This window comes from Candidatus Nanopelagicales bacterium, from assembly GCA_041393815.1.
Lineage (GTDB): Bacteria > Actinomycetota > Actinomycetes > S36-B12 > JAWKJK01 > JAWKJK01.
Map to the genome: position 1 here is coordinate 567558 of JAWKJK010000001.1, position 20837 is coordinate 588394.

A 20837-nucleotide genomic window follows, 5' to 3' on the forward strand; every position below is an offset into this window, starting at 1 on the left:
CTACGGCGCAGGCACGACGCCGACCTCAGCGCCCCTAGAGCACCACGACCTTGGTGCCGATGCCGGCCCACTTGTAGATGAAGCGGGCGTTGTCGTCCGCGGATCGCACGCAGCCGCCGAGGCCGAGCGGCTGGCCCAGGGACGACACCGACTGGATCGGCCGGCCGCTCGACGTGGTCGGGATGCTGTGGAACCCGATGGACGCCGTGTTGCCGTGGGCGAAGCGGACCATGTAGCGCCAGTAGACGTTGTAGACCGGGCTGTACGAGGTCGGGGACTTCGAGAACACGTGGTAGGTGCCCGACCGCGGCCAGTCGCTGCGCCCGGTCACCGGGAACTCGCGGATCACGGTGCCGTTGGCCTTGACGATCCACACGTGCTGCTTGCTGCGGTCGTAGACGATGCGGCGGCCCTCGCCGGAGTCGCGGGGGAGCTTGCGGTGCAGCTTCGCCGGTACGGCCGCCGCTGCCGCAGACGGGACCGCCGCCGCCGGGACGGCTGCGGCGCGGGACGGCGCGGCGGAGGCCGGGGACACCAGGCCGAGCGGGACCGTCAGGGCGACGGACAGCGCGGCGGCCACGAGGGCGGCGGCGGTGCGTCGACGGGGTGCGGACGTCATACCGGCAGCGTAGGCACGCCACGGCCCGGGTGGCGCGGCGCCACGGGAATAAGCGTGGGGACTGTGAGGTTCAGCGCCCGCTCAGCCGCGGGCGGACAGACGTACCCAGGCGCGCTCGTGGCAGGCCGGGCATCGTCCGTAGACCCGCATGCCCCGCCACACCGCGGGGGACACCAGCGACGGGAAAGCCCAGCGGGCCGCCGTCACCCAGCCGAGGACCGACCGCGACCCGCAGCGCTGGCAGTGCAGCGCCACCGAGCCGAACGACAGCGGCGCCGAGACGTCGCTGAACAACGCACGGGTGCCGGCTCGGTCGGTGCCCCGCGCGGACCGGGCGGCACCCTCCGGGGCCGGCTGACCGGCCCGCGGCGACCGGGGCCGGACGCGGTCGAACGAGACGTCGCCGCTCATGCCGCGCCCTCGGAGGCGTCGACGAGCCCGCGGGCCACCTCGCGGTAGTTGTCCGCGCCGCGCGACGTGCCCGCGGTGGCCAGCACCGAGCGGCCCGCGGCCGGTGCCTCGGCGAACCGGATCGTCTTCGCGATCGGCGGGGTCAGGACGTGCAGCCCGTAGCGGTCGCCGATGTCGGCCAGCACGGCGCGCGCGTGCGTGGTCCGGCCGTCGTACAGGGTCGGCAGCACCCCGAGGACCTGCAGCCGCGGGTTGGTCAGCCGCTGCACGTCGTGCACCGTGTCCAGCAACTGGCCCACGCCGCGGTGCGACAGGGTCTCGCACTGCAGGGGTACGAGGACCTCGTGCGCGGCCGTCAGTGCGTTGATCGTCAGCACGCCCAGCGACGGTGAGCAGTCCATCAGGACGAAGTCGTAGCCGGCCACGAGGTCGGAGATGGCCAGCCGCAGGGTGTGCTCGCGCCCGGTCTTGGTGAGCAGGTGCGCCTCGGTGCCGGCCAGGTCGATGGTCGCGGGCAGCAGGTCGACGCCGTCGTCGGTGGTGACCACCGCAGTCGCCGCGCTCACCCGACCGAGCAGGACGTCGTGGACGGACAGCTCGACGGTCTCAGGGTCCAGGCCGAGGGAGAACGTGAGGCAGGCCTGCGGGTCGAGGTCGATGACGAGCACGCGGCGCCCGAGCTCCACCAGGGCGGCCGACAGCGAGGCCACGGTGGTGGTCTTGGCCACCCCGCCCTTCTGGTTGGCCACCGCGATGATGCGTGTCACGTCCGTCCTTCACCGGCTCGCTGCGTCACGGGGCAGGTCCGGCGCCCCTGTGTCCGACCACCTATTGTGCGCGACGTGAGCACCCCCCCGAACCTCGCGCTCCCCCCGAGCGCCCGCCGGGTGACCATCGCCACATCGGGGGGACCCCTCGCGGCGCTGGAGTGCCCGGCGCGACCGGGTCCGCGGCACGGGTGCGCGCTGCTGGTCCCCGGGTTCACCGGCAGCAAGGAGGACTTCCTCGCGGTGCTGGAGCCGCTGTCCCGCCGCGGCTTCCTGGTGCTCGCACTGGACCTGCGCGGGCAGTACGAGAGCCCCGGCCCGGACGAGGAGTCGGCGTACCGGCTCGACCGGCTCGCCGCCGACGTGCTGGAGGTGGCGACCGCCCTGGCCGAGGAGTACGGCGACCCGCACCTGCTCGGGCACTCCCTCGGCGGCCTGGTGGTGCGGGCCGCGGTACTCGCCGGCGCCCCCGCGGCCAGCGTGACGCTGCTGGACTCCGGCCCGGGGCCGATCCCGGACGCCAAGCACCCGATGCTGCTGGCGCTGCGCGCCGCCCTGCCGGAGGCCGACCTGGAGGACGTCTGGACCGCGAAGGAGGCCCTGGACCGGGCCGACGGGTGGCAGCCGCCGTCGCCGGAGGTGCTGGCCTTCCTGCACGGGCGCTTCGTGGCCAACAGCCCCTGGGGACTGCGGGCGAAGGCCGGGATCCTGCTCGACGCGCCGGACCGCACCGAGGACCTCGCCCGCGCGGTGCCGGGCGACCGGCTGCTGGTCGCGTACGGCGAGTGGGACGACGCGTGGTCCCCGCAGGAGCAGGCCGCCATGGCGCGCCGGCTGTCCGCCCGCGAGGTCGTCCTCGCCGGGTGCGCGCACAGCCCCGCAGCGGAGGACCCGGACGCCACGGCGACGGTGCTGGCCGAGTTCTGGACGTCGGTGTCGACGACCTCGGACCGGCGTCCTGCGGACGACGCTGACGCGGTCGGGGCGCGGTGAGCCGCGGTGTCCGGCGCCGGGAGCGGGCAGCGGTCGGACGGCGCCCCGGACTGGCCCCCGACTCCGGAGCCCGGCTCCACGCCGCGGTCGACGCGCTACCACGGTCGGCGTGACCTGGGCGATACCTCCGGTTCGGGGGGTGTAAACGCGTCCGGCGGTGGGCACACCCGGACCGTGGACGTGACCGTGACGCTGGCCGCCGACCCGCGGTCGGCCGGGGTCGCACGCCGGATGCTGCGCGACCACCTCGCCTTGGCCCGCACGGCCGCGGCGGCCGACGACCTCGCCGACGACCTCGCCGACGACGCCGCCGTCGTGCTCAGCGAGCTGGTCGGCAACGCGGTGCGGCACGCCCGCGGCCCGATCCGGGTGACGCTGCGCAGCATCGGCTCCGGGCTCCGCCTGGAGGTCCGCGACGCCGCCCCGGACAGCCCGCCGCAGCCACGCCCCGCCGACGGCGAGGCGACCGGCGGCCGCGGCATGCACCTGGTCCACGGGCTGAGCACCCGGTGGGGCTGGGACACCGACGCGGCCGGCAAGACCGTCTGGGCCGAGCTGGGCTGACGCCGCCCGGGGCCGGGCGCGGGGTCACGCGCCGGGCAGGTCCTCGAGCGCCTCCAGCGCGAGGCCGGGCTCGAGGTCGGCGTCGAGGCGTACGGCCCCGCGCAGCATCGCGGCCAGAGCGGCCAGCAGCCACTCGGCCAGGTCGTCGACGGGGAGCCGACTCCCGTCCTGCAGCCACGCCACCGTGGCCTCGCTCGTCGCGTCGACCCAGGCCCTCAGCACCAGGCGTACGACCGGCCGGTCGAGGTCCAGGTCGAGGATCTCGGCGACGGAGTGGGCCGCGAGCGTCGTGCCGGCATCGACGAGGGCCCGGGTGTCGGCATCCGTGGCGAGCATGAGGCCGAGGTAGGCCGGCGGGTTGTCCCGCGCGGAGGCGAGGTGTCCCGCCACGAGCGTCCGGAGCCGCTCGCCGGGCGGTCCCGGCGGGGGCGGTCGCTGCTCGAGCTGGGCGGCGATCTGCCGAATGGCCTCGCGGTGGATGCCCCGCTTGTTGCCGAAGTGGTGGGCGACCAGCCCGTAGGAGACGCCGGCCGCGGTGGCCAGGTCGTGCACCGACACGTCGTCGTAGTGCTGGTCGAGGAAGAGCTGGACCGCCGCGTCCAGGATCTTGCGGCGGGTCACGTCCGCCCGCTCCGCCCGCGTCGACCCCATACCCGCCATCCTAGGTTGATCCCCTATCATTGATCGAGAATCAGTCACTTCGAGGGGGTCCCATGACCGGCGTGGCGATCATCGGCGCCGGACCCGGCGGCCTGACCGCCGCCCTCGCCCTGGCCCGCCGCGGGGTGGCCAGCACGGTGTTCGAGCGGGAGGCACACCCCGGGCTCAGGCCGCGGTACAACCCGGACCGCTCCTACCCGATCGACATCACCGGCCACGGCCTGCGCGCGGTCCGGCACATCGACGCCCTCGAGCAGTTCGACGCCCACCTGACCCGGTTCCGCGGCATCAGGTACCGGAGCCGCACGGTCGATCCGTGGCGGGAGCCGGGCTGGATCGGGTCCCGGGGCGACATCACCCGGGCGTTGATGTCCGTCGCCGAGGAGCGTCACGGCGACCTGATCGAGTTCGTGTTCGAGACCGAGGTGCGGGACCTGGACGTCACCTCGGGCGAGGTGGCCGGCCGTCGCTTCGACCTCGTCGTCGGAGCCGACGGGGCGGGGTCGAGGGTGCGCGAGGCGATGCGGGAGCAGGTGGCCGGCTTCACCGTCGAGACCTCGTCGGTGCCCAACTTCGGGCTGGTCCTGGAGCTCGACCGCGTGGGCGGCCGGCTCGACAAGCACTACCTCAACGCACTGTCCCTCAGCCCGTTCACCATGTCCGGGGTGATCACCGACGAGCAGAAGCCCGACGGGGTGCGGTGGCTGGCCGTGATCGGCACCAACCGACCCCTCGCCTTCGCCTCGCCGGCGCAGGCGTCGGCCTGGCTGCGCCGGAACGTCCCGAGGGCCACCGACCTGACCGGCCCCCAGGCGATCGCCGACATGTCCCGACGCGCTGCGGTCCCGCTGGGCCGTCGGGTGACCTGCTCCGGCCTCCACGCGGGCCGGGCGGTCCTCCTCGGTGACGCCGCGGTGGCGTTCCCCCCGATCGGCCAGGGCGGCAACGCGTCCATGGAGTCGGCCGTCGTGCTGGACCGGTGCCTCGCGGCCGGCCCCTGGGACACCGTCGGACCCCGCTACGAGAGGGCCTGGAAGCCGCAGGCGGACGCACTCGCCTGGCTCGGCTGGCAGATCCGCTACCAGGACCCGATGACGGCGGTGCGGGCGGGTGTGGCCACGCTCGTCGGCCAGAACATCGCGACCCGGACGAAGAGCTCCACCCGCTCGTACGCCGAGGTGGCACGCGCGGCCCGCCGACTGGGACCGCTCTGGGCACGGGCCCCCCGCTGAGTCAGGGGCCCTCGGCCCTGGTGGACCCACGGCGCTGGAGCAGGTCGGCCAGCAGCGCCACCACCGCGTCCGGGTCGGCGACCCGCCAGCCGGCGAGAGTCTCCCCGTCGCCCACCTTCACCCCGACGTCGCGCGCCGGGTCGAGCGCCTCGAACGCCCGCTCGTCGGTCACGTCGTCCCCGACGAACAGCACCGCGTCCACGGACCAGCGCTCCCGCAGCGTGGTGACCGCGTGGCCCTTGCCGGCCTGGACCACGGCCAGCTCGATGACCTCCTTGCCCTCGGTCACGTGGACGCCGGGAATGGTGGCCGGACCTGACCGGACCTCGGCCAGCACCCGCGCCGCGTCGGGACGCGACGCCCGGCGGACGTGGACGGCGACGCTGGCCGGCTTGCGCTCCGCCTGCACGCCCGGGGCGGACGCGACGATCGCGTCGCACGCCGCGGCGACGTCGGCGAGCAGCGCCCGCCGACCCTCGTCCAGGGACTCGATCTGCCCCCGGGCGAACTCGGTGCCGTGGCTGCCGACGAGGTGCACGTGCTCGGGCATGCCGGCCAGGGCGGCGAGGTCGTCCAGGGAGCGGCCGGACACCAGGGCGGCGTACGTCCCGGGCAGGCCGCCGAGGTCCCCCAGCACGGCGGCCGCTCCGGGCACCGGCCGGGCGTCACCCGGGTGCTCGACCAGGTGGGAGAGGGTGCCGTCGAAGTCGCAGCAGACCAGCAGCCGGGGGGCGCGGGCGAGGCCGTCCAGGACGCTCCCCGGCGGCGCCGGGCTCACGGCACGGTGCCTTCCAGGGTGGCCAGGAAGGTGCTCACCCAGCGGTGCACGTCGTGCTCGAACACGTTGGCGCGCAACGCCTGCATCCGCCGGGCCGACTCCTCCGGGGAGATGCACGCGACCGCCGTGAGTGCTCGCTTGACCGCCTCGATGTCGTACGGGTTGACCAGGAACGCCTCGCGCAGCTGGTTGGCGGCGCCGGTGAACTCGCTGAGCACCACAGCCCCGGTGTCGTCGACGCGGCTGGCGACATACTCCTTGGCCACGAGGTTCATGCCGTCCCGCAGCGGCGTCACCAGCAGCACGTCGGCGGCGACGTACATGGCCACCAGCTCCTCGCGCGGGACCGGTTGGTGCAGGTAGTGGATCGCCGGGTCGCCCACCCGACCGAGGTCGCCGTTGACCCGCCCGACGAGGAGTTCGACCTCGTCCCGGATCCTGCGGTACTCGTCCACGTTCTCCCGGCTCGGCGTCGCGACCTGCAGCATCGTGACCTGGCTGGGGTCGAGCCCGCCCTCGTGCAGCGCCTCGGAGAAGGCGCGCATCCGGACGTCGATGCCCTTGGTGTAGTCGAGGCGGTCGACGCCGAGGAACACCAGCGGGTAGCCGCCGAGGTCGGCGCGGATCTCGGCCGCCCGGGCCTGGACCTCAGGAGTGCGCGCCAGCGCGTCGAACCCGGCGGCGTCGATGCCGATGGGGAACGAGTCGACGCGCACGGTGCGGTAGCCGGCCTCGTCGGGGACGTCGACGCGGTCGCCCCCCGGCCGCAGCGCCAGCAGCCGCCGCGTGGCGGACAGGAAGTTCAGGGCGGCCTGCCGGGTCTGGAACCCCACCAGGTCGGCGCCGAGCAGACCCTCCAGGATCTGGCGGCGCCAGGGCAGCTGGGCGAACAGCTCCACCGGGGGGAACGGGATGTGCAGGAAGAACCCGATGCGCAGGTCCGGGCGCATCTCCCGCAGCATCCGCGGCACCAGCTGCAGCTGGTAGTCGTGCACCCAGACCGTGCTGCCCGGGGCGGCCCGCTCGGCGGCGTGCACGGCGAAGGCGCGGTTCACCGAGACGTACGACTCGAACTCGTGCCGGTGGTAGGCCGGGGTGGCGACGGCGTCGTGGTAGAGCGGCCACAGCGCGCCGTTGGAGAAGCCCTCGTAGTACAGCTCGACGTCGGTGCTGCTGAGCGGCACCTCGTCGATGGCCAGGCCGTCGACCTCGGTCGGCAGCGCGGCACCGGCGACGTCTCGGTCGGAGGGGCGTCCGCTCCAGCCGATCCAGGTGGCGGGGCGCCCGTGCAGCGCAGGCTCGAGGGCGCTGACCAGGCCGCCGGGGGACCGCCGCCAGACGCCGTCGGGGTAGTCCCCGACGTACTCCAGCGGGAGCCGGTTGGCCACCACCAGCAGCCCGGTGTCCTGCGTCGGCCTGTCGTCGCTCGCCCCGGTCGCCATGGCCCCATCCTCCCCCGGGGTGCGGGCCACCGGCGGGAACGGGGGTCTGCCCGGGGGTCAGGGCAGGACATCCTCCGGGTCCGGCGGCGCGTCGTCTCCTGCCGTCCCGGGCTCGACCAGCGCCGCCCACGGCGCCTTCGCCGGAGCGGCGGCCCGCCCCTGCGGGCAGTGGTCGCGCAGGTCGCACCAGCCGCACAGGACACCGGTACGGGCCTCGAAGGCGGTGATGTCGCGGTCGGGGTCCTCCCGCCACGCGCGCTCGGCCGCGGCGGCCTCCTCGGCGATGTCGTCCATCCGACCCAGGTGGCGGGCCAGCGAGGCATCGGTGTGCTCCCAGCCGACCCGGACCCCGCTGGGGACGTGGTGCAGCTCCACCCGGGTGCACGGCCGCTTGAGGGTGCGCCGGACGGCGGCGGCGTACGCGGCCAGGGCGAGCGACCCGCGCACGTCGTCCTCCGTCGGCACCCGGCGGCCGGTCTTGTAGTCGACGACGACGAGCGCGTCGCCGCGGCGGTCGATGCGGTCCACCCGGCCGTTGAGGGCGAGCACGGCGGTGGTGACGCCGACGGTCCGCTCGGTGCCGGCCGGCTCGTCGTCGGGGTCGAGCGTGGCGGCGTACCGATCGGTCGACTCGGCCGCGAGCTCGCGCCACCGCGCGGACTGCTCGGCGTCGCGGAAGCCCTGGTCGATCCAGCCGCGCCGCACCAGTGCGGCGGCCGCCTGCGGCGTCCGCCGCGGCCGGTCCAGCGACCACCAGTCGCGCAGCGCGTTGTGGATGCTCGCGCCGACGCTGTTGTGGGCCCAGGTGCCGGCCGAGGGACGGCGCTCGAGGTAGGTCAGGGCGTAGCGGCGCGGGCAGTCCAGCCAGGTGGTGAGCTTGCTGGGCGACGCCACGAAGAGCCGACGGGGCATCCCGTCGAGGCTGGCCTGGGTCATGAGGCCAGCCGCGGCGTCGGCGCGCCGAACGGCACGTCCAAGCCGTGGCCGGGGGCCCGCAGGTCGACCAGGGTCAGCTCGTCGTGGACCACCATCCACTCCCCCACCGGCCAGACGACCAGCCACAGCCACAGCCCCGCGGCCTCGCCGACGTAGACGGAGCGGTCCTCCGGCAGCGGCACCGACCACAGCGGGGTCGGGTGCCCGGCGGCGGAGACCTTCGTGTCCGACGGCAGCCGGGCGATGTCCGGTCCCGGGTCGGTGGAGGACAGGCCGGCGTAGTGGGCCCCCAGGCCGATCCCCGGCTCCTCGGCCACCAGCACCAGGTCGACCGGGCCGCCGAGCAGGCCCGGGCCGGAGCAGGCGGTGGCCACGGCGCGCGCCGGCCCGCGGTCCTCGCCGGCGTAGCGGACCCCGGTCACCAGCCAGCCGATCGGGAGCGGCCACGGCACCCAGACGGGGACCTCCGCGCGGGAGGCGACGGAGGCGAGCTGCTCGGCCCCGGGGGTGAGGGAGGGCTGGAGGGGGACGACCTCGCCGTGCAGGTCGCAGCGCCAGGCGCTGGACCACACTCCGGGCGGGTGCAGGGCGCGGGCGCACCGGGGACACACCGGCTCACCGCGGCTCACGTGCCCTCCCTCGGGGGTCGACCTGCGGTGACCCGGCCCGGGTGCGCACCGACCTCTGCCTGGAACCGTGGCCCGCGGCCTGCGGCCGCGTCAAGAGGCCTGGGCCCGATCCCACGGTTCCCGTACACCCCACCCGTCCCACCACCCGGATCGTGTGCCCGACTTCCGCCTCGACACGCCGCCTTTCCTGGGCACACGATCCGCTAAGCGGATCGTGTGCCCGGGAAAGCGGGGGGAGGCTGGGGGCGTGGGACGGCGGATCGCGTGCGTCGGGGCGGTGGTGCGGGCCCGGGATGGTCGGCTCCTGGTGGTGCGGCGCGGCCGCGAGCCAGCGCGCGGCACCTGGTCGCTGCCCGGCGGCCGGGTCGAGGCCGGCGAGACCGACCCGCAGGCGGTCGCCCGCGAGGTCCGCGAGGAGACCGGCCTGATCGTCGAGGTCGGCGGCCACGTCGGGACCGTGGAGCGCGACGCCGGGAGCGGGGACGTGTACGTCATCCGCGACTACGCCGCCCGCGCCGCCGACGGGGCCGAGCCGACCGCAGGCGACGACGCCGACGACGCGCGCTGGGTCACCGAGGACGAACTGCGGTCACTGACCACCAGCCCGGAGCTGGTCGAGACGCTGGAGTCCTGGGGCCTCCTGCGGCCCCCCGGCTGAGGTCCGTACGCTCGACCCCACCCTCGAGACGGTCGGCCCGGCCGTCCCGACCCCGCGGAGGTGCCCAGGATGGCGCTGCACCGAACCCGCGCGGTGGCCGCGACGATCGCGGCGGTCACCCTCGCAGCAGCCCCCGTCGCGGCCGGGGACCAGGCCCCCGCCGGCCGCCCCGGCACGGTGCAGGTGACAGGCCGGGTCGTGACCGCGGACGGGGCGCCGGTGCCCGGCGTCCAGGTCATCGGGTACGGGCAGGTCACGACCAGGACCGACGCGGACGGAGGCTTCCGGCTCCGCGTGCCCGACCGGGAGCGGGTGGCGGTCGTGTTCGGTCGTCGGGCGCTCGCCGCCGGGACCCCCAACACCACGGACTGGATCGCGGAGTTCGACGACGGCCTGGCCGGTCCCCCGTCCCGGCCGAAGACGCTGCGGCTCCCGCCGGTCATGTCCTATCGCATCGGCGTGCTGGACGACGCCGGGAGGCCGGTCCCCGGTGCGCGGGTCACGGCATCCGCATCCGTGCCGTACACGGTGCTGATCGACGAGGAGGACGACGGCCAGGGCACGATGGACTACGAGTGGGACGTGTCCACGGGCGGGGACGGGATCGCCACGGTCCGCACCTGGTCGTCGGTGCGACCCCGCAACGCCGACGCGGAACGGGCGGTCGGTGAGCACTGCACCCTCCATGGCGGGTTCGCCTGGCCCCGCACGACCGGGGCGACGGTCCGGCTCCCCGCGGGGGACTTCGCCCCGGTGGTGGTCTCCGGCCGGGTCGTTGCTCCCAACGGGGCGCCGGCCGGCGGGATCGCGGTGCGGGGCGAGACCACGGCGCGGCTCCCCGACTCGGGGGTCAGCGGGGCGCCCCGGCGCCTGTACGCCGACTGCTCGGACCGGACGACCGCCGGCGAGGACGGCACGTTCTCCCTGACCCGCGCCGGTCGGGACGAGTCCCAGGCGCGCATCACGGTGTCCGGCTCGCCGGCGACGGAGGGGGTTCCGTGGGCTCCCGACAGCACCGGGTGGTCCGTACGACTGCCGGCCGAGACCCCACCGGAAGGCTCGGTCACCGGACCGTCGCTGTACCGGTTGCCTCCCACCGCCACGACCGGGATCACGGTCCGGAGCCAGACCGGGCGCCCCGCGTCGCGCGCCCTCGTGCGCATCGCGACCGACGACGGGTACGGCTCCGGCGGCTGGATCGCGTCGGGCGACGGCGTCTCCCAGAGCCCGCAGACCTGGGCACCGCGTCGCCTCGGCCTCGACGGCAGGCTGTCGTTCCGGACCTGGCGGCGGTCGGCGGGGGATGCGCGATTCGAGCTGACCGCCCGTCTCGGCGCAGGCCCGTCCCGGGCCCGGGCGGTCATGGAAGGTCTCGTGCCCCGCGACGACGCGACAGCGGTCGTGCGGCTGGGCCCGCCCGGTGGACCGGTCTCGCGCTGGGGGGAGCCGTCGCCGCCGCGGGGGCTCACGCTCGAGCGACGTGGCACGACGCTTGTCCTCCGCTGGCGCCCGGCCGTTCCGAACCAGCTCCCCCTCAGCGGGTACGTCGTCGGGGGGCCCGGTGCGCGGCCCAACGTCTGGGTCCCGCCGACGGCGACGTCCTTCACCGTGCGCCGCCCCACCGAGGACGACTACTGCGTCAGCTCCGAGGTCCGCGACGACCAGTTCGGGGAGTGGCAGTCCTCGGCCGACGCGCTCGCGGAGGACGGGCACCTCTACCGCTCGTCCGCGTGGAGGTGCATCGACGTCAGGACGGGCGAGGTGTGGTGAGCCGCGGGAGGGCTCAGGTGTCGGAGGCCTCGGTCAGACCGAGCACCGTCCGGGCCCGGTCGAGCACCGAGGCGTCCACGAGCACGTCGTAGCGCGCGGCCACCAGCGCCTGCCGGGACACGAAGTCCCGGCGGCCGCCGGTGAGCGCGTACGACACCAGACCGAACACGATGCCCGCGGCCGCGCCGTACAGCAGGCCCAGCAGCATGATCGGCCAGATCTGACCCTCGGCGGCCGCGAACAGGGCGACGAACAGGCCGATGAGCAGGCCGAACCACGCGCCGGCGAGCAACCCACCCCAGGCGGCGCGACCCCAGGACATCCGCCCGAGGACAGACTCCACCATGCGCAGGTCGACGCCGACGATCGCGACGTGCTCGACCGGGAACTTCGCGTCGCTGAGGGTGTCGACCGCCTTCTGCGCGCCCTCGTAGGTGTCGTACGACGCGAGCACGGGGCGACGGGTGACGTCGGCGGGCAGCTTCGGCGCGGGCATGGCCGCACGCTACCCCGAGCCGCTGGCCACCGGCTCCGGCTCGGTCCGCCCGGACATGACCCGGCCCGCAACCACGATCCATCCGAAGGCCCACAGCAGGGTGGCGGCGACCCACCCCATCGCCTCCACCGGCTGCCCGTACAGCCCCGGCCAGAAGCCCAGCAGGAGTCCGTCGGTCAGGAGGCCGGCACCCACGGCCCAGGTGAGGACCACGGCTCCGGGAGCCCGGGCGGCACCGCCCACGCCTCGAGCGATCCAGACGAACACGGGTGCCAGGACGATCTGGGCGACGAACAGCACCACCCGCTGCGGGGTCTCGACGAACCACGGCTCGGGGAAGAACCGGATGAGTACGGCGAACCCCACGACGAGGACCACTCCGAGCGGGAACCCCGCCACGAACGCCCGCTTTGCCACGACAACCTCCATTGTGTAGTAGTTACTACATTCTGGACGTCAGGGCGCCGGACGGCAACGGGCCGTGGACTCGAACTGGCTACCCTCGCGGCGTGGGCTATCGGCACTCGCGCGAGCAGCTGCTTGACGCCGCCACGGGTCTCGCTCTCGACGAGGGACTCGGGGCCCTCACGTTCGGCCGGGTGGCCGATCGGCTGGGGATCGCCGACCGCACCGTCGTCTACTACTTCCCCACCAAGACCGCACTCGAGACAGCCGTGGTGACGGCCCTCAGCGTGCGACTGCAGGCCCTGCTCCACGAGGCCTTCGGCGATGAGCCCCAGCCGGTCGGCGTGCTGGCGCGCCGTGCCTGGCCGGTGCTCGCCCACCGTGAGGCCGACCCGGTCTTCTCGGTGTTCTTCCAAGTGGTGGGACGCGGGGCCGCCGGCGAGGAGCCGTACGTCGAGCTGTCCGCCAGCCTGGTCGAGGGCTGGGTCGCCTGGCTGGAGCCGCTCGTCGCGGAGCCGACGCGCGAGGCCCGTCGGTCCGCGGCGCTGGCACTCATGGCACAGCTCGACGGCCTGCTGCTGATCCGCCTGGTCGGCGGTGCACGCCGCGCCAACACGGCCGCGCGCCGGCTCGGCGTGCTCGTCTGAGCGACCCGCCTCGCAGGCGCGGACCGCGGCGTCCTACAGGGCGCCGACGATCGGAGCGATCAGCACCTTGACGATCATCGCGGCGGGGAACACCAGCGCGTAGCCGAGGTTGACGCGCGGGTCGCCGACGGAGCGCTCGTTGGCGAACGCCAGCACCGCGGGCTGGGTCTGGGAGCCGGCCATCGTGCCCGCCAGCCGCGGCCCCGCGAGGTCGGCCACGCGCGGGCCGAGGAGCAGCAGCGCGGCGGCCGCCAGCCCGGTCACGATCGCGCCGCCGGCGAGCAACCGGAGCCCGACGTCGGTCTGCAGGGCGGCGGCGAGATCGTCGCCGGCGTTGGACCCCGCGTACGCGAGGAACAACAGCATGCCGAACTGGCCGAGGCTGGCCGAGGCCGGATAGGGCACGCTCCACAGCACCGGGCCGGTGCGCTGCAGGCGCCCGAGCACCAGGCCGACCACCAGCGGTCCGGCGGCCAGCCCCAGCTCGAACGTGGCCCCGCCGGGGAGGCCGATCTCGACGGCACCGACCAGCAGCCCGAGGGCCAGCCCCAGGGACAGCCCGACCGGGTTGATGTCGCTGGCCCCGCGCTCGGAGTCCCCGAGCAGCCGGGCCACCTCGGGCATCCGGGCGCGGGGGGCCACCACCCGCAGGCGGTCCCCCAGCTGCAGGACCAGGTCGTCGGTGGCCAGCAGGTCGACGTCGCCGCGGCGCACCCGGGTCGCCGTCGCGCCGAAGCGGCGCAGCAGCCGAAGCTCGCCGATGGTGCGCCCGGCGACGGCCATGTTCGACACCGCCACCCGTCGGAAGTCCAGCTCCCGCCGGTCCAGGGCCAGGTGCACGCCGCTGCGGTGGCCCACGGCGGCGACCACCTCTTCGACGGCGTCCCGCGCCCCGATGACCGCAACGACGTCACCGGGCACCGGCACGAACCCGTCGGTCGCGACGTACACCTCGTCATCGCGCATGACCCGGGAGAACACCACGCGACCGCCGAACCGCTCGATCAGCTCGCCCAGCATCGGCAGGCCGGCCGTGTCGACGCGCACGCTCTCGTGCACCAGCTCGGGCGGGCGGGGGTCGCGGCTGGCGACCGCCTGGGCCTCCTCGCCGCGGGCCCGCAGCGCCAGCGCCGCCGCCCACACCATGCCGAGGACCCCGAACAGGTAGGTCACCGAGTAGCCGACGGTCGGGTCGTTGGAGTCCAGCTGCTCGACCGCGGCGGCCAGCGCCGGCGTGTTGGTGAGCGCCCCGGAGTACAGGCCCGCGACCAGCGGGCCGCTCAGCCCCAGCACCTTGCCCACGCCGACCGCGACCGCCGCAGCCGCCACGAGGACCCCCACCACCAACGTCAGCGCGCGCCCCCCGGTCCGCAGGGCGGAGAAGAAGGACGGGCCGCTGGTGACGCCGATGGTGTAGGCGAACACCGCCAGGCCGAGCTGCCCGACGACCGCCGGCAGGGCCAGTTCCGCGTCCCAGGCGGACACCGCCAGTCCGGCGAAGAGGACGGCCGCGGCACCCAGCGAGAAGCCCTTGACCCGGATCGCGCCGACCGCCGACCCGACCGCCAGCAGCCCGAACAGCAGCAGCAGGGGGTTCTCCGCCAGTAGTTCCGCCACGGGCCGCAGGCTAGGGCCCGGCGGCTCAGCAGGACACCCGGCCCGGCGAGCGGAATCGTTCTCACGTAGCCGACCGGACCGAGCCACTCCGGAGGTGGCCGTGTACACGCACTGGAAATCCCTGGCCGAGCCGTGCCTGGTCCCCCCTGGCCGCACCGTGGACCTCGATCGCGACTACGACGCCGGGCGCAAGGACCCCGACCTGGACAAGGACGAGGGCGCCGCGGCTCTGGCCGACGGCATCAGCCAGCTGTTCGCCTACCAGGACAAGTTCTACGCCCAGGCGGACCGGGCGATGCTCGTCGTGCTGCAGGCCATCGACGCCGCGGGGAAGGACGGGACCGTCAAGCACGTGATGACAGGCCTGAACCCGGCCGGTGTCGACGTGCACTCGTTCAAGGCCCCCTCGGCGACCGAGCGAGCGCACGACTTCCTGTGGCGGCACAACCTGGTGCTGCCCGAGCTGGGCCGGATCGGCATCTTCAACCGGTCCCACTACGAGAACGTCATCGTCACCCGCGTACACCCGCAGATGCTGTGGCCCGACGTGCCCGAGGAGCAGCGGCCGCACCTGTGGAAGCGGCGCTACCGCGAGATCAACGACTGGGAGCGCTACCTGACCGACAACGGGACCGTCATCGTCAAGTTCTTCCTGCACGTGTCCAAGAAGGAGCAGGAGCGCCGATTCCTCGAGCGGATCGACGACCCGGCCAAGAACTGGAAGTTCTCCGCCGCGGACCTGCACGAGCGGCAGTACTGGGACGACTACCGCACGGTCTTCCAGGACATGCTCAACCACACCAGCACCGAGTGGGCGCCGTGGTACGTCCTGCCCGCGGACCACAAGTGGTTCTCCCACCTGTCCGCGAGCGCGGTCCTGCTGGAGGCGATGGCGCGCATCGACCCGCAGTACCCGGACGTGACCGCGCAGCAGAAGGCGGACCTCGCGCACGCAAAGGAGGACCTGCTGGGCACCGCGGGGGGCGGCAGCACCGGCGGCGACACACCGACCCCGGCAGGAGGTGCGTCGTCATGACCACGGCCAAGGCCCCGGCAGCAGGGTCGGCGGGGGCGCCGGCCGGGTCGTCCACGGCCTGGTACGCCCTCAGCGTCGACGAGGCCACGAAGAAGCTGGGCGTCGACCCCGCGCAGGGGCTGTCCGCCGACGAGGCGGCGACGCGGCTGAAGCAGAACGGGCCCAATGCGCTGCCGACGGAGAAGCCGACACCCGGCATCGTGCGGTTCCTCAAGGAGTACACCAGCCTGCTGCAGATCATCCTGGTCGTTGCCGGGGCCGTCTCCCTGGTCATCGGGCAGTGGGCCACCGGCGTGCTGCTGCTGGCGCTGACCGTGCTCAACGCGATCGTCGGCCTGATCGAGGAGGGCAAGGCGGCCAGCGCGATGAACGCGCTGCAGCAGATGTCGGTCGCCAAGGTGCGCGTCCGCCGTGGCGGGTCCGTCGTCGAGGTCGACCCGTCGACCCTGGTGACCGGCGACGCGGTGCTCCTCGCCGCCGGGGACCGGGTCCCGGCGGACGGGCGGCTGGTGTCCACCGACTCGCTGCAGGTGGACGAGTCCGCCCTCACCGGGGAGAGCACGCCGTCGGCCAAGCAGACCGACCCGCCCCCGACCCCGTCCGGCGGCGCCGCGGTCGCCACCGGTGACCAGCACGACATGGTGTTCGAGAACACCGACGTGACCCACGGCGACGGCGTGTTCGTGGTGACGGCGACCGGCGCCGCCACCGAGGTCGGCAAGGTCGCGCAGATGCTCAAGAGCACCGGCTCGACGAAGACTCCGCTGGACCGCCAGCTCAACACCATGACGATCTGGATCGCGGTCGCGGCCGGGCTGACGATGGTCGTGATGTTCGTCGTCGGGCTGCTGCGCGGCGAGGAGTTCGACTCGCTGTTCGTCACCGCCGTCGCGCTGGCGATCGCTGCGATCCCGGAGGCGCTGCCGACGGTGGTGACGGTGATCCTGTCCCTAGGAGCGGTGGCGCTCGCCGCGCGGCACGCGGTGGTGAAGGACCTGTCGTCGGTCGAGACCCTCGGCGAGGTGTCGGCGATCAACTCCGACAAGACCGGCACCCTCACGATGAACCAGATGACCGCCGTCACCCTGGTCGAGGGCGAGGACGTGTTCACCATCAGCGGCGAGGGCTACGCGCTGGACGGAAAGGTGCTGCGGCAAGCCGGCAAGGACTCGAAGGTCGACCCGCTGCTGCTGCCGTTCCTGGTGGCCAGCGACGCCCAGCTCAAGGACGGCAAGGTCGTCGGGGACCCGCTGGAGGGCGCTCTGCTGGTCCTCGCCCACAAGGCGGGCGTCGACGCAGACAGCACCCGTACCCAGCACGCCCGCGCGGCGACGCTGCCGTTCGACCCGACGTACAAGCTGATGGCAGCGTTCTGCCAGGAGAAGAAGGACGACGGGTCCGCGGTCGTGCGCTGCTACGTCAAGGGCGCGCCGGAGGCGCTGGTCTCGCGCTCGTCGAGCCGGGGACTCGGCGCCGGGCAGACCGGGGCGATGGACGACGCCGGCAAGGACGCGGTCGAGAAGCAGGTCTCGGACCTCGAGGCCAAGGGCCTGCGGGTGCTCGCCGCCGGGACGCGCGACATCGACCCGTCGGCGTTCGACCCCTCGGGGAACCTGCTCGACCTCGTGCAGGACCTGACCCTCGGTGCGCTCGTCGGTCTCATCGACCCGCCGCGTCCGTCGTCGAAGGATGCGGTGCAGAAGGCCCAGGCCGCCCACATCCAGGTACGCATGGTCACCGGCGACGACGTGACCACCGGTGCGGCCGTGGCCGAGCAGCTGGGCATCCCCGGCAAGGCCATCACCGGTGCAGAGCTCTCCGCCATGAGCGACCAGCAGGCGCTCGACCAGATCGAGGGCATCGGCGTCATCGGACGCGTGGCCCCGGCCGACAAGCGCCGGCTGGTCGAGATCATGCAGAAGAAGGGCTACGTGGTCGCCGCGACCGGCGACGGCGTCAACGACGCGCCCGCACTGAAGGCCGCGGACATCGGCGTGGCGATGGGCACCGGCACGGACGTGGCGAAGAACTCCGGCCGGATGATCCTGCAGGACGACGACTTCGCCACCATCATCTACGCGGTAGAGCAGGGCCGGTCGCTGTACGACAACCTGAACAAGTACATCCGGTTCATCCTGATCACGCTCGTGACGTTCGTGGCGACCTTCCTGTTCGCGACGGTTCTCAACATCGCGGCGGGGCAGCCGTTCAGCGCCGCGCAGATCCTCTGGATCAACTTCTTCATCGACACCCCGCTCGGCGTCGCCCTCGGGTTCGACAAGGAGACCCCCGGGCTGATGAGCCGCCGGCCGCTCAAGCGCGGGGCGAACATCCTGGACCGGTCGATGATCACCACGGTGGGGCTGGTCGGACTCGCGATGACGGTGGCGCTGCTGTCGCTGATCTCGTACGGCCAGGCCTCGACCGACAGCGTGGTCGTCGCCACCACCATGGGACTGACGGCGTTCAGCTTCATGCGGATCGTGGGCTCGTGGGAGAGCCGAAGCGTCAAGGACTCCGCGTTCTCGCTGACCACCTTCGACAACAAGCAGCTGAACCTGTTCGTCGGGCTGGTGCTGGTGCTCATGATCCTCGTGACCGAGGTCGGGTTCCTCCAGCGCATCATCGGGACCCACCACCTGACCATCGAGCAGTGGGGCCTGTGCCTCGGCGCCGGTGTCGCCCTGCTGCTGCTGTGGGAGCTGGGCAAGCTGATCGCGCGGCGGCGCACTCCGTCTGAGGGCGCGTCGGTCCCGGCCGCCAGCCCCTCGCCAGCGCCGCCCGCGGCGGCGCAGGATGGGAGTCGTGCGACGACTGCTGCTGCGTGACCCGGGACCCGTCGACAGCGACCGGCTGACAGCCGACCGGAGGGACGACCCGCCGGCGCCGGCCGCCGGAGAGGTGCTGGTTCGCGTGCACGCCTGCGCGGTGTGCCGCACCGACCTGCAGATCGTCACCGGCGACCTGCCCGCGCACCGGCTGCCCGTGGTCCCGGGCCACCAGGTCGTGGGGCGGGTGGCGGCCGTCGGCGACGGTGTCGACCCCGCGCGGGTGGGATCGCGCGTCGGCCTGGCCTGGATCGCGGGCGCGTGCGGCGAGTGCCGCTTCTGCCGGTCCGGCCGCGAGAACCTGTGCCCGGATGCCACGTTCACCGGCTGGGATGTCGACGGTGGCTACGCGGACACGGCCCTGGCCCGATCCGACTTCGCCTTCGACCTGCCGGACCTGGGGCCGGCGTACGACGACGCGCCCGGCGGCGCGGACGCCGCGATCGCCCCGCTGCTGTGCGGCGGGGTCATCGGCTACCGGTCGCTGCGGGTCGCTGGCATGGACGCCGGCCAGCGCGGGGCACGCCTGGGGCTGTATGGGTTCGGCGCCTCCGCGACCATCGTCGTCCAGGTGGCACGGCACTGGGGCCTGGAGCCGTACGTGGTCACCAGGTCGGCCGGCGAGGCCGAGCGGGCGCTGGCTCTCGGCGCGGTCTGGGCCGGCACGTACGACGAGCCCCCGCCCGTGCGGTTGGACGCGGCGATCACGTTCGCGCCCGCGGGGTTCGTGGTGGCAGCGGCGGTGAAGGCACTCGACCTCGGAGGCACGGTCGCCATCAACGCGATCCACCTCGACGAGGTCCCGGCCATGGACTACGACGACCTGTGGCTGGAGCGCTCGATCCGGTCCGTCGCCAACGTCACCCGCGACGACGTCCGCGAGTTCCTCGCACTGGTGCCGGCCGCGGGGGTGCGGACCGAGTACGAGGTGCTTCCGCTCGACGACGCGAACGAGGCCCTGCGTCGACTCGACGCGGGCCTCGTCCGGGGTGCGTTCGTCCTGGTGACCTGACCTGGGTCACCTGACCGTTCGGTCAGGTGCGCAGCTTGTACTCCTCGAGCAGGCGCCGGGCAATGATCATGCGCTGGATGTCCGCGGTGCCCTCGCCGATCATCAGCATGGGGGCCTCGCGGTACAGCCGCTCGATCTCGTACTCCTTGGAGTAGCCGTAGCCGCCGTGGATGCGGAACGAGTCCTCCACGACCTCCTTGCAGTACTCGCTGGCCAGGTACTTCGCCATCCCGGCCTCGAGGTCGTTGCGCTCGCCGGAGTCCTTCTTGCGGGCGGCCATCACCATCATGTTGTGCGCGGCCTCGACCTTGGTCGCCATGTCCGCGAGCCGGAACGCCACGGCCTGGTGCTCGGCGATCGGCTTGCCGAAGGTGACGCGCTGCTGGGCGTAGTCGATGCCGAGCTCGAACGCGCGGATCGAGACGCCGCACGCGCGGGCGGCCACGTTGACGCGGCCCACCTCCACGCCGTCCATCATCTGGTAGAAGCCCTTGCCCGGGACGCCGCCGAGGACGGTGTCCGCCGGCAGGCGCAGGTCCGTCATCACCAGCTCGGTGGTGTCGACGCCCTTGTAACCCATCTTCTCGATCTTGCCCGGGATGGTGAGGCCGGGGCTGACCTCGCCGAAGCCCGCGGGCTTCTCGATCAGGAACGTCGTCATCCGCTTGTAGACGCTGGCGCCCTCCGGGGCCTCGGCGTCGGTGCGGACCAGGACGGCGACGAGGGTGGACGAGCCGCCGTTGGTCAGCCACATCTTCTGGCCGTTGAGCACGTAGTCGTCCCCGTCGCGGACGGCCTTGCTCTGGATCGCCGCCACGTCGGAGCCGCAGCCGGGCTCGGACATGGAGAACGCGCCGCGCACCTCGCCGGTGGCCATCCGCGGGAGGAAGTGCTGCTTCTGCTCCGGCGTCCCGTGCTGCATGAGCATGTACGCGACGATGAAGTGCGTGTTGATGACACCGGACACGCTCATCCACCCGCGGGCGATCTCCTCGACGACCAGCGCGTAGGTGAGCAGCGACTCGCCCAGACCGCCGTACTCCTCGGGGATCATCAGCCCGAAGACGCCGAGCTCCTTCAGCCCCTCGACGATGTCGGTCGGGTACTCGTCCTTGTGCTCGAGCTCGTTGGCGACCGGGATGATCTCGTTGTCGACGAAGTCGCGGACGGCCTTGAGGATCTCCTCCTGGACGTCGGTGAGTCCCTCGGTCTGGGCCAGGCGGGGCATGCGGGGCTCCCTCTCGTACGACGGGCGCGGCGTCGGCCCCGGTCGGGTCGTGCCGGGGGTGGTCCCGGCTCGGCCCCGGTGCCGTGGTGGCCGCGAACGCCCGGACGGC

21 protein-coding genes are annotated in these 20837 nt (G+C 73.6%); 9 read left to right on the plus strand and 12 right to left on the minus strand.

The window, feature by feature from the left end:
* Nucleotides 1–34 precede the first annotated feature (34 nt).
* The 3 genes from R2737_02550 to R2737_02560 all read right to left on the minus strand — a co-directional run bounded on the left by R2737_02550 (nt 35) and on the right by R2737_02560 (nt 1797).
* Nucleotides 35–619 (minus strand): L,D-transpeptidase, encoded by a 585-nt coding sequence (locus tag R2737_02550; protein MEZ5115125.1) that lies wholly within the window; start codon nt 617–619, stop codon nt 35–37.
* 81 nt (nt 620–700) lie between these two features.
* Nucleotides 701–1030 carry a hypothetical protein gene (locus R2737_02555; protein MEZ5115126.1) on the minus strand — a complete coding sequence of 110 codons (330 nt, stop codon included), beginning with the start codon at nt 1028–1030 and terminating at the stop codon, nt 701–703.
* Nucleotides 1027–1797: an AAA family ATPase gene (locus R2737_02560; GenBank protein ID MEZ5115127.1), complete on the minus strand. Its 771-nt coding sequence runs from the start codon at nt 1795–1797 to the stop codon at nt 1027–1029. Before R2737_02560 ends, R2737_02555 begins: the two co-directional genes overlap by 4 nt.
* Nucleotides 1798–1872: 75 nt before the next feature.
* Between R2737_02560 and R2737_02565 the strand changes: the two genes are divergently transcribed.
* Together R2737_02565 and R2737_02570 are read left to right on the plus strand one after the other, a co-directional pair.
* Nucleotides 1873–2790, plus strand: coding sequence for an alpha/beta hydrolase (locus tag R2737_02565; GenBank protein ID MEZ5115128.1), 918 nt, complete (start codon nt 1873–1875; stop codon nt 2788–2790).
* A gap of 174 nt (nt 2791–2964) precedes the next feature.
* Complete coding sequence (locus R2737_02570; protein MEZ5115129.1) at nt 2965–3354, plus strand: ATP-binding protein; 390 nt, start codon at nt 2965–2967, stop codon at nt 3352–3354.
* A 24-nt stretch (nt 3355–3378) separates the two neighbouring features.
* Here the strand turns inward: R2737_02570 and R2737_02575 are convergent, their stop codons facing one another.
* On the minus strand, nt 3379–4005 hold the full coding sequence (locus R2737_02575; GenBank protein ID MEZ5115130.1) for a TetR/AcrR family transcriptional regulator: 627 nt from the start codon (nt 4003–4005) through the stop codon (nt 3379–3381).
* Between the two features lie 62 nt (nt 4006–4067).
* Here R2737_02575 and R2737_02580 point away from each other — a divergent pair, with 62 nt between their 5' ends.
* Nucleotides 4068–5246, plus strand: a complete 1179-nt coding sequence (locus tag R2737_02580; GenBank protein ID MEZ5115131.1) for an NAD(P)/FAD-dependent oxidoreductase — start codon at nt 4068–4070, stop codon at nt 5244–5246.
* A gap of 1 nt (nt 5247) precedes the next feature.
* On the opposite strand, the gene otsB is transcribed toward R2737_02580, so the two are convergent.
* The 4 genes from otsB to R2737_02600 are packed head-to-tail and all read right to left on the minus strand — an operon-like array spanning nt 5248 to nt 9031.
* Nucleotides 5248–6024 (minus strand): trehalose-phosphatase, encoded by a 777-nt coding sequence (gene otsB, locus R2737_02585; protein MEZ5115132.1) that lies wholly within the window; start codon nt 6022–6024, stop codon nt 5248–5250.
* On the minus strand, nt 6021–7466 hold the full coding sequence (locus R2737_02590; GenBank protein ID MEZ5115133.1) for a trehalose-6-phosphate synthase: 1446 nt from the start codon (nt 7464–7466) through the stop codon (nt 6021–6023). Before R2737_02590 ends, otsB begins: the two co-directional genes overlap by 4 nt.
* 57 nt (nt 7467–7523) lie before the next feature.
* On the minus strand, nt 7524–8402 hold the full coding sequence (locus R2737_02595) for a PD-(D/E)XK nuclease family protein (GenBank protein MEZ5115134.1): 879 nt from the start codon (nt 8400–8402) through the stop codon (nt 7524–7526).
* Nucleotides 8399–9031, minus strand: coding sequence for a DUF6758 family protein (locus R2737_02600; protein MEZ5115135.1), 633 nt, complete (start codon nt 9029–9031; stop codon nt 8399–8401). Before R2737_02600 ends, R2737_02595 begins: the two co-directional genes overlap by 4 nt.
* Nucleotides 9032–9278: 247 nt before the next feature.
* Between R2737_02600 and R2737_02605 the strand changes: the two genes are divergently transcribed.
* Both R2737_02605 and R2737_02610 read left to right on the plus strand, forming a co-directional pair.
* Complete coding sequence (locus tag R2737_02605) at nt 9279–9689, plus strand: NUDIX domain-containing protein (protein ID MEZ5115136.1); 411 nt, start codon at nt 9279–9281, stop codon at nt 9687–9689.
* A 69-nt stretch (nt 9690–9758) separates the two neighbouring features.
* The gene (locus tag R2737_02610) at nt 9759–11459 is read left to right on the plus strand and encodes a hypothetical protein (GenBank protein MEZ5115137.1); all 1701 of its coding nucleotides are present in this window, start codon (nt 9759–9761) and stop codon (nt 11457–11459) included.
* A gap of 13 nt (nt 11460–11472) precedes the next feature.
* Here the strand turns inward: R2737_02610 and R2737_02615 are convergent, their stop codons facing one another.
* Nucleotides 11473–11955 carry a general stress protein gene (locus R2737_02615; protein MEZ5115138.1) on the minus strand — a complete coding sequence of 161 codons (483 nt, stop codon included), beginning with the start codon at nt 11953–11955 and terminating at the stop codon, nt 11473–11475.
* A gap of 9 nt (nt 11956–11964) precedes the next feature.
* Nucleotides 11965–12372, minus strand: a complete 408-nt coding sequence (locus tag R2737_02620; protein MEZ5115139.1) for a hypothetical protein — start codon at nt 12370–12372, stop codon at nt 11965–11967.
* A 92-nt stretch (nt 12373–12464) separates the two neighbouring features.
* On the opposite strand from R2737_02620, the gene R2737_02625 reads away from it, so the two are divergent.
* Nucleotides 12465–13007 carry a TetR/AcrR family transcriptional regulator gene (locus R2737_02625; protein ID MEZ5115140.1) on the plus strand — a complete coding sequence of 181 codons (543 nt, stop codon included), beginning with the start codon at nt 12465–12467 and terminating at the stop codon, nt 13005–13007.
* Between the two features lie 33 nt (nt 13008–13040).
* Here R2737_02625 and R2737_02630 read toward each other — a convergent pair whose 3' ends face one another.
* Entirely contained in the window at nt 13041–14624 is a 1584-nt protein-coding gene (locus tag R2737_02630) for a TrkA C-terminal domain-containing protein (protein ID MEZ5115141.1), read from the minus strand.
* A gap of 94 nt (nt 14625–14718) precedes the next feature.
* Here R2737_02630 and R2737_02635 point away from each other — a divergent pair, with 94 nt between their 5' ends.
* The 3 genes from R2737_02635 to R2737_02645 are packed head-to-tail and all read left to right on the plus strand — an operon-like array spanning nt 14719 to nt 19500.
* Nucleotides 14719–15660: a polyphosphate kinase 2 family protein gene (locus R2737_02635; GenBank protein ID MEZ5115142.1), complete on the plus strand. Its 942-nt coding sequence runs from the start codon at nt 14719–14721 to the stop codon at nt 15658–15660.
* Complete coding sequence (locus tag R2737_02640; GenBank protein ID MEZ5115143.1) at nt 15657–18488, plus strand: cation-transporting P-type ATPase; 2832 nt, start codon at nt 15657–15659, stop codon at nt 18486–18488. The genes R2737_02635 and R2737_02640 overlap by 4 nt, the downstream gene beginning before the upstream one ends.
* A complete protein-coding gene (locus tag R2737_02645; protein MEZ5115144.1) occupies nt 18466–19500 on the plus strand; it encodes a zinc-dependent alcohol dehydrogenase family protein in 1035 nt (344 codons plus the stop codon). The genes R2737_02640 and R2737_02645 overlap by 23 nt, the downstream gene beginning before the upstream one ends.
* A gap of 22 nt (nt 19501–19522) precedes the next feature.
* On the opposite strand, the gene R2737_02650 is transcribed toward R2737_02645, so the two are convergent.
* Nucleotides 19523–20728, minus strand: a complete 1206-nt coding sequence (locus tag R2737_02650; protein MEZ5115145.1) for an acyl-CoA dehydrogenase family protein — start codon at nt 20726–20728, stop codon at nt 19523–19525.
* Nucleotides 20729–20837 lie beyond the last annotated feature (109 nt).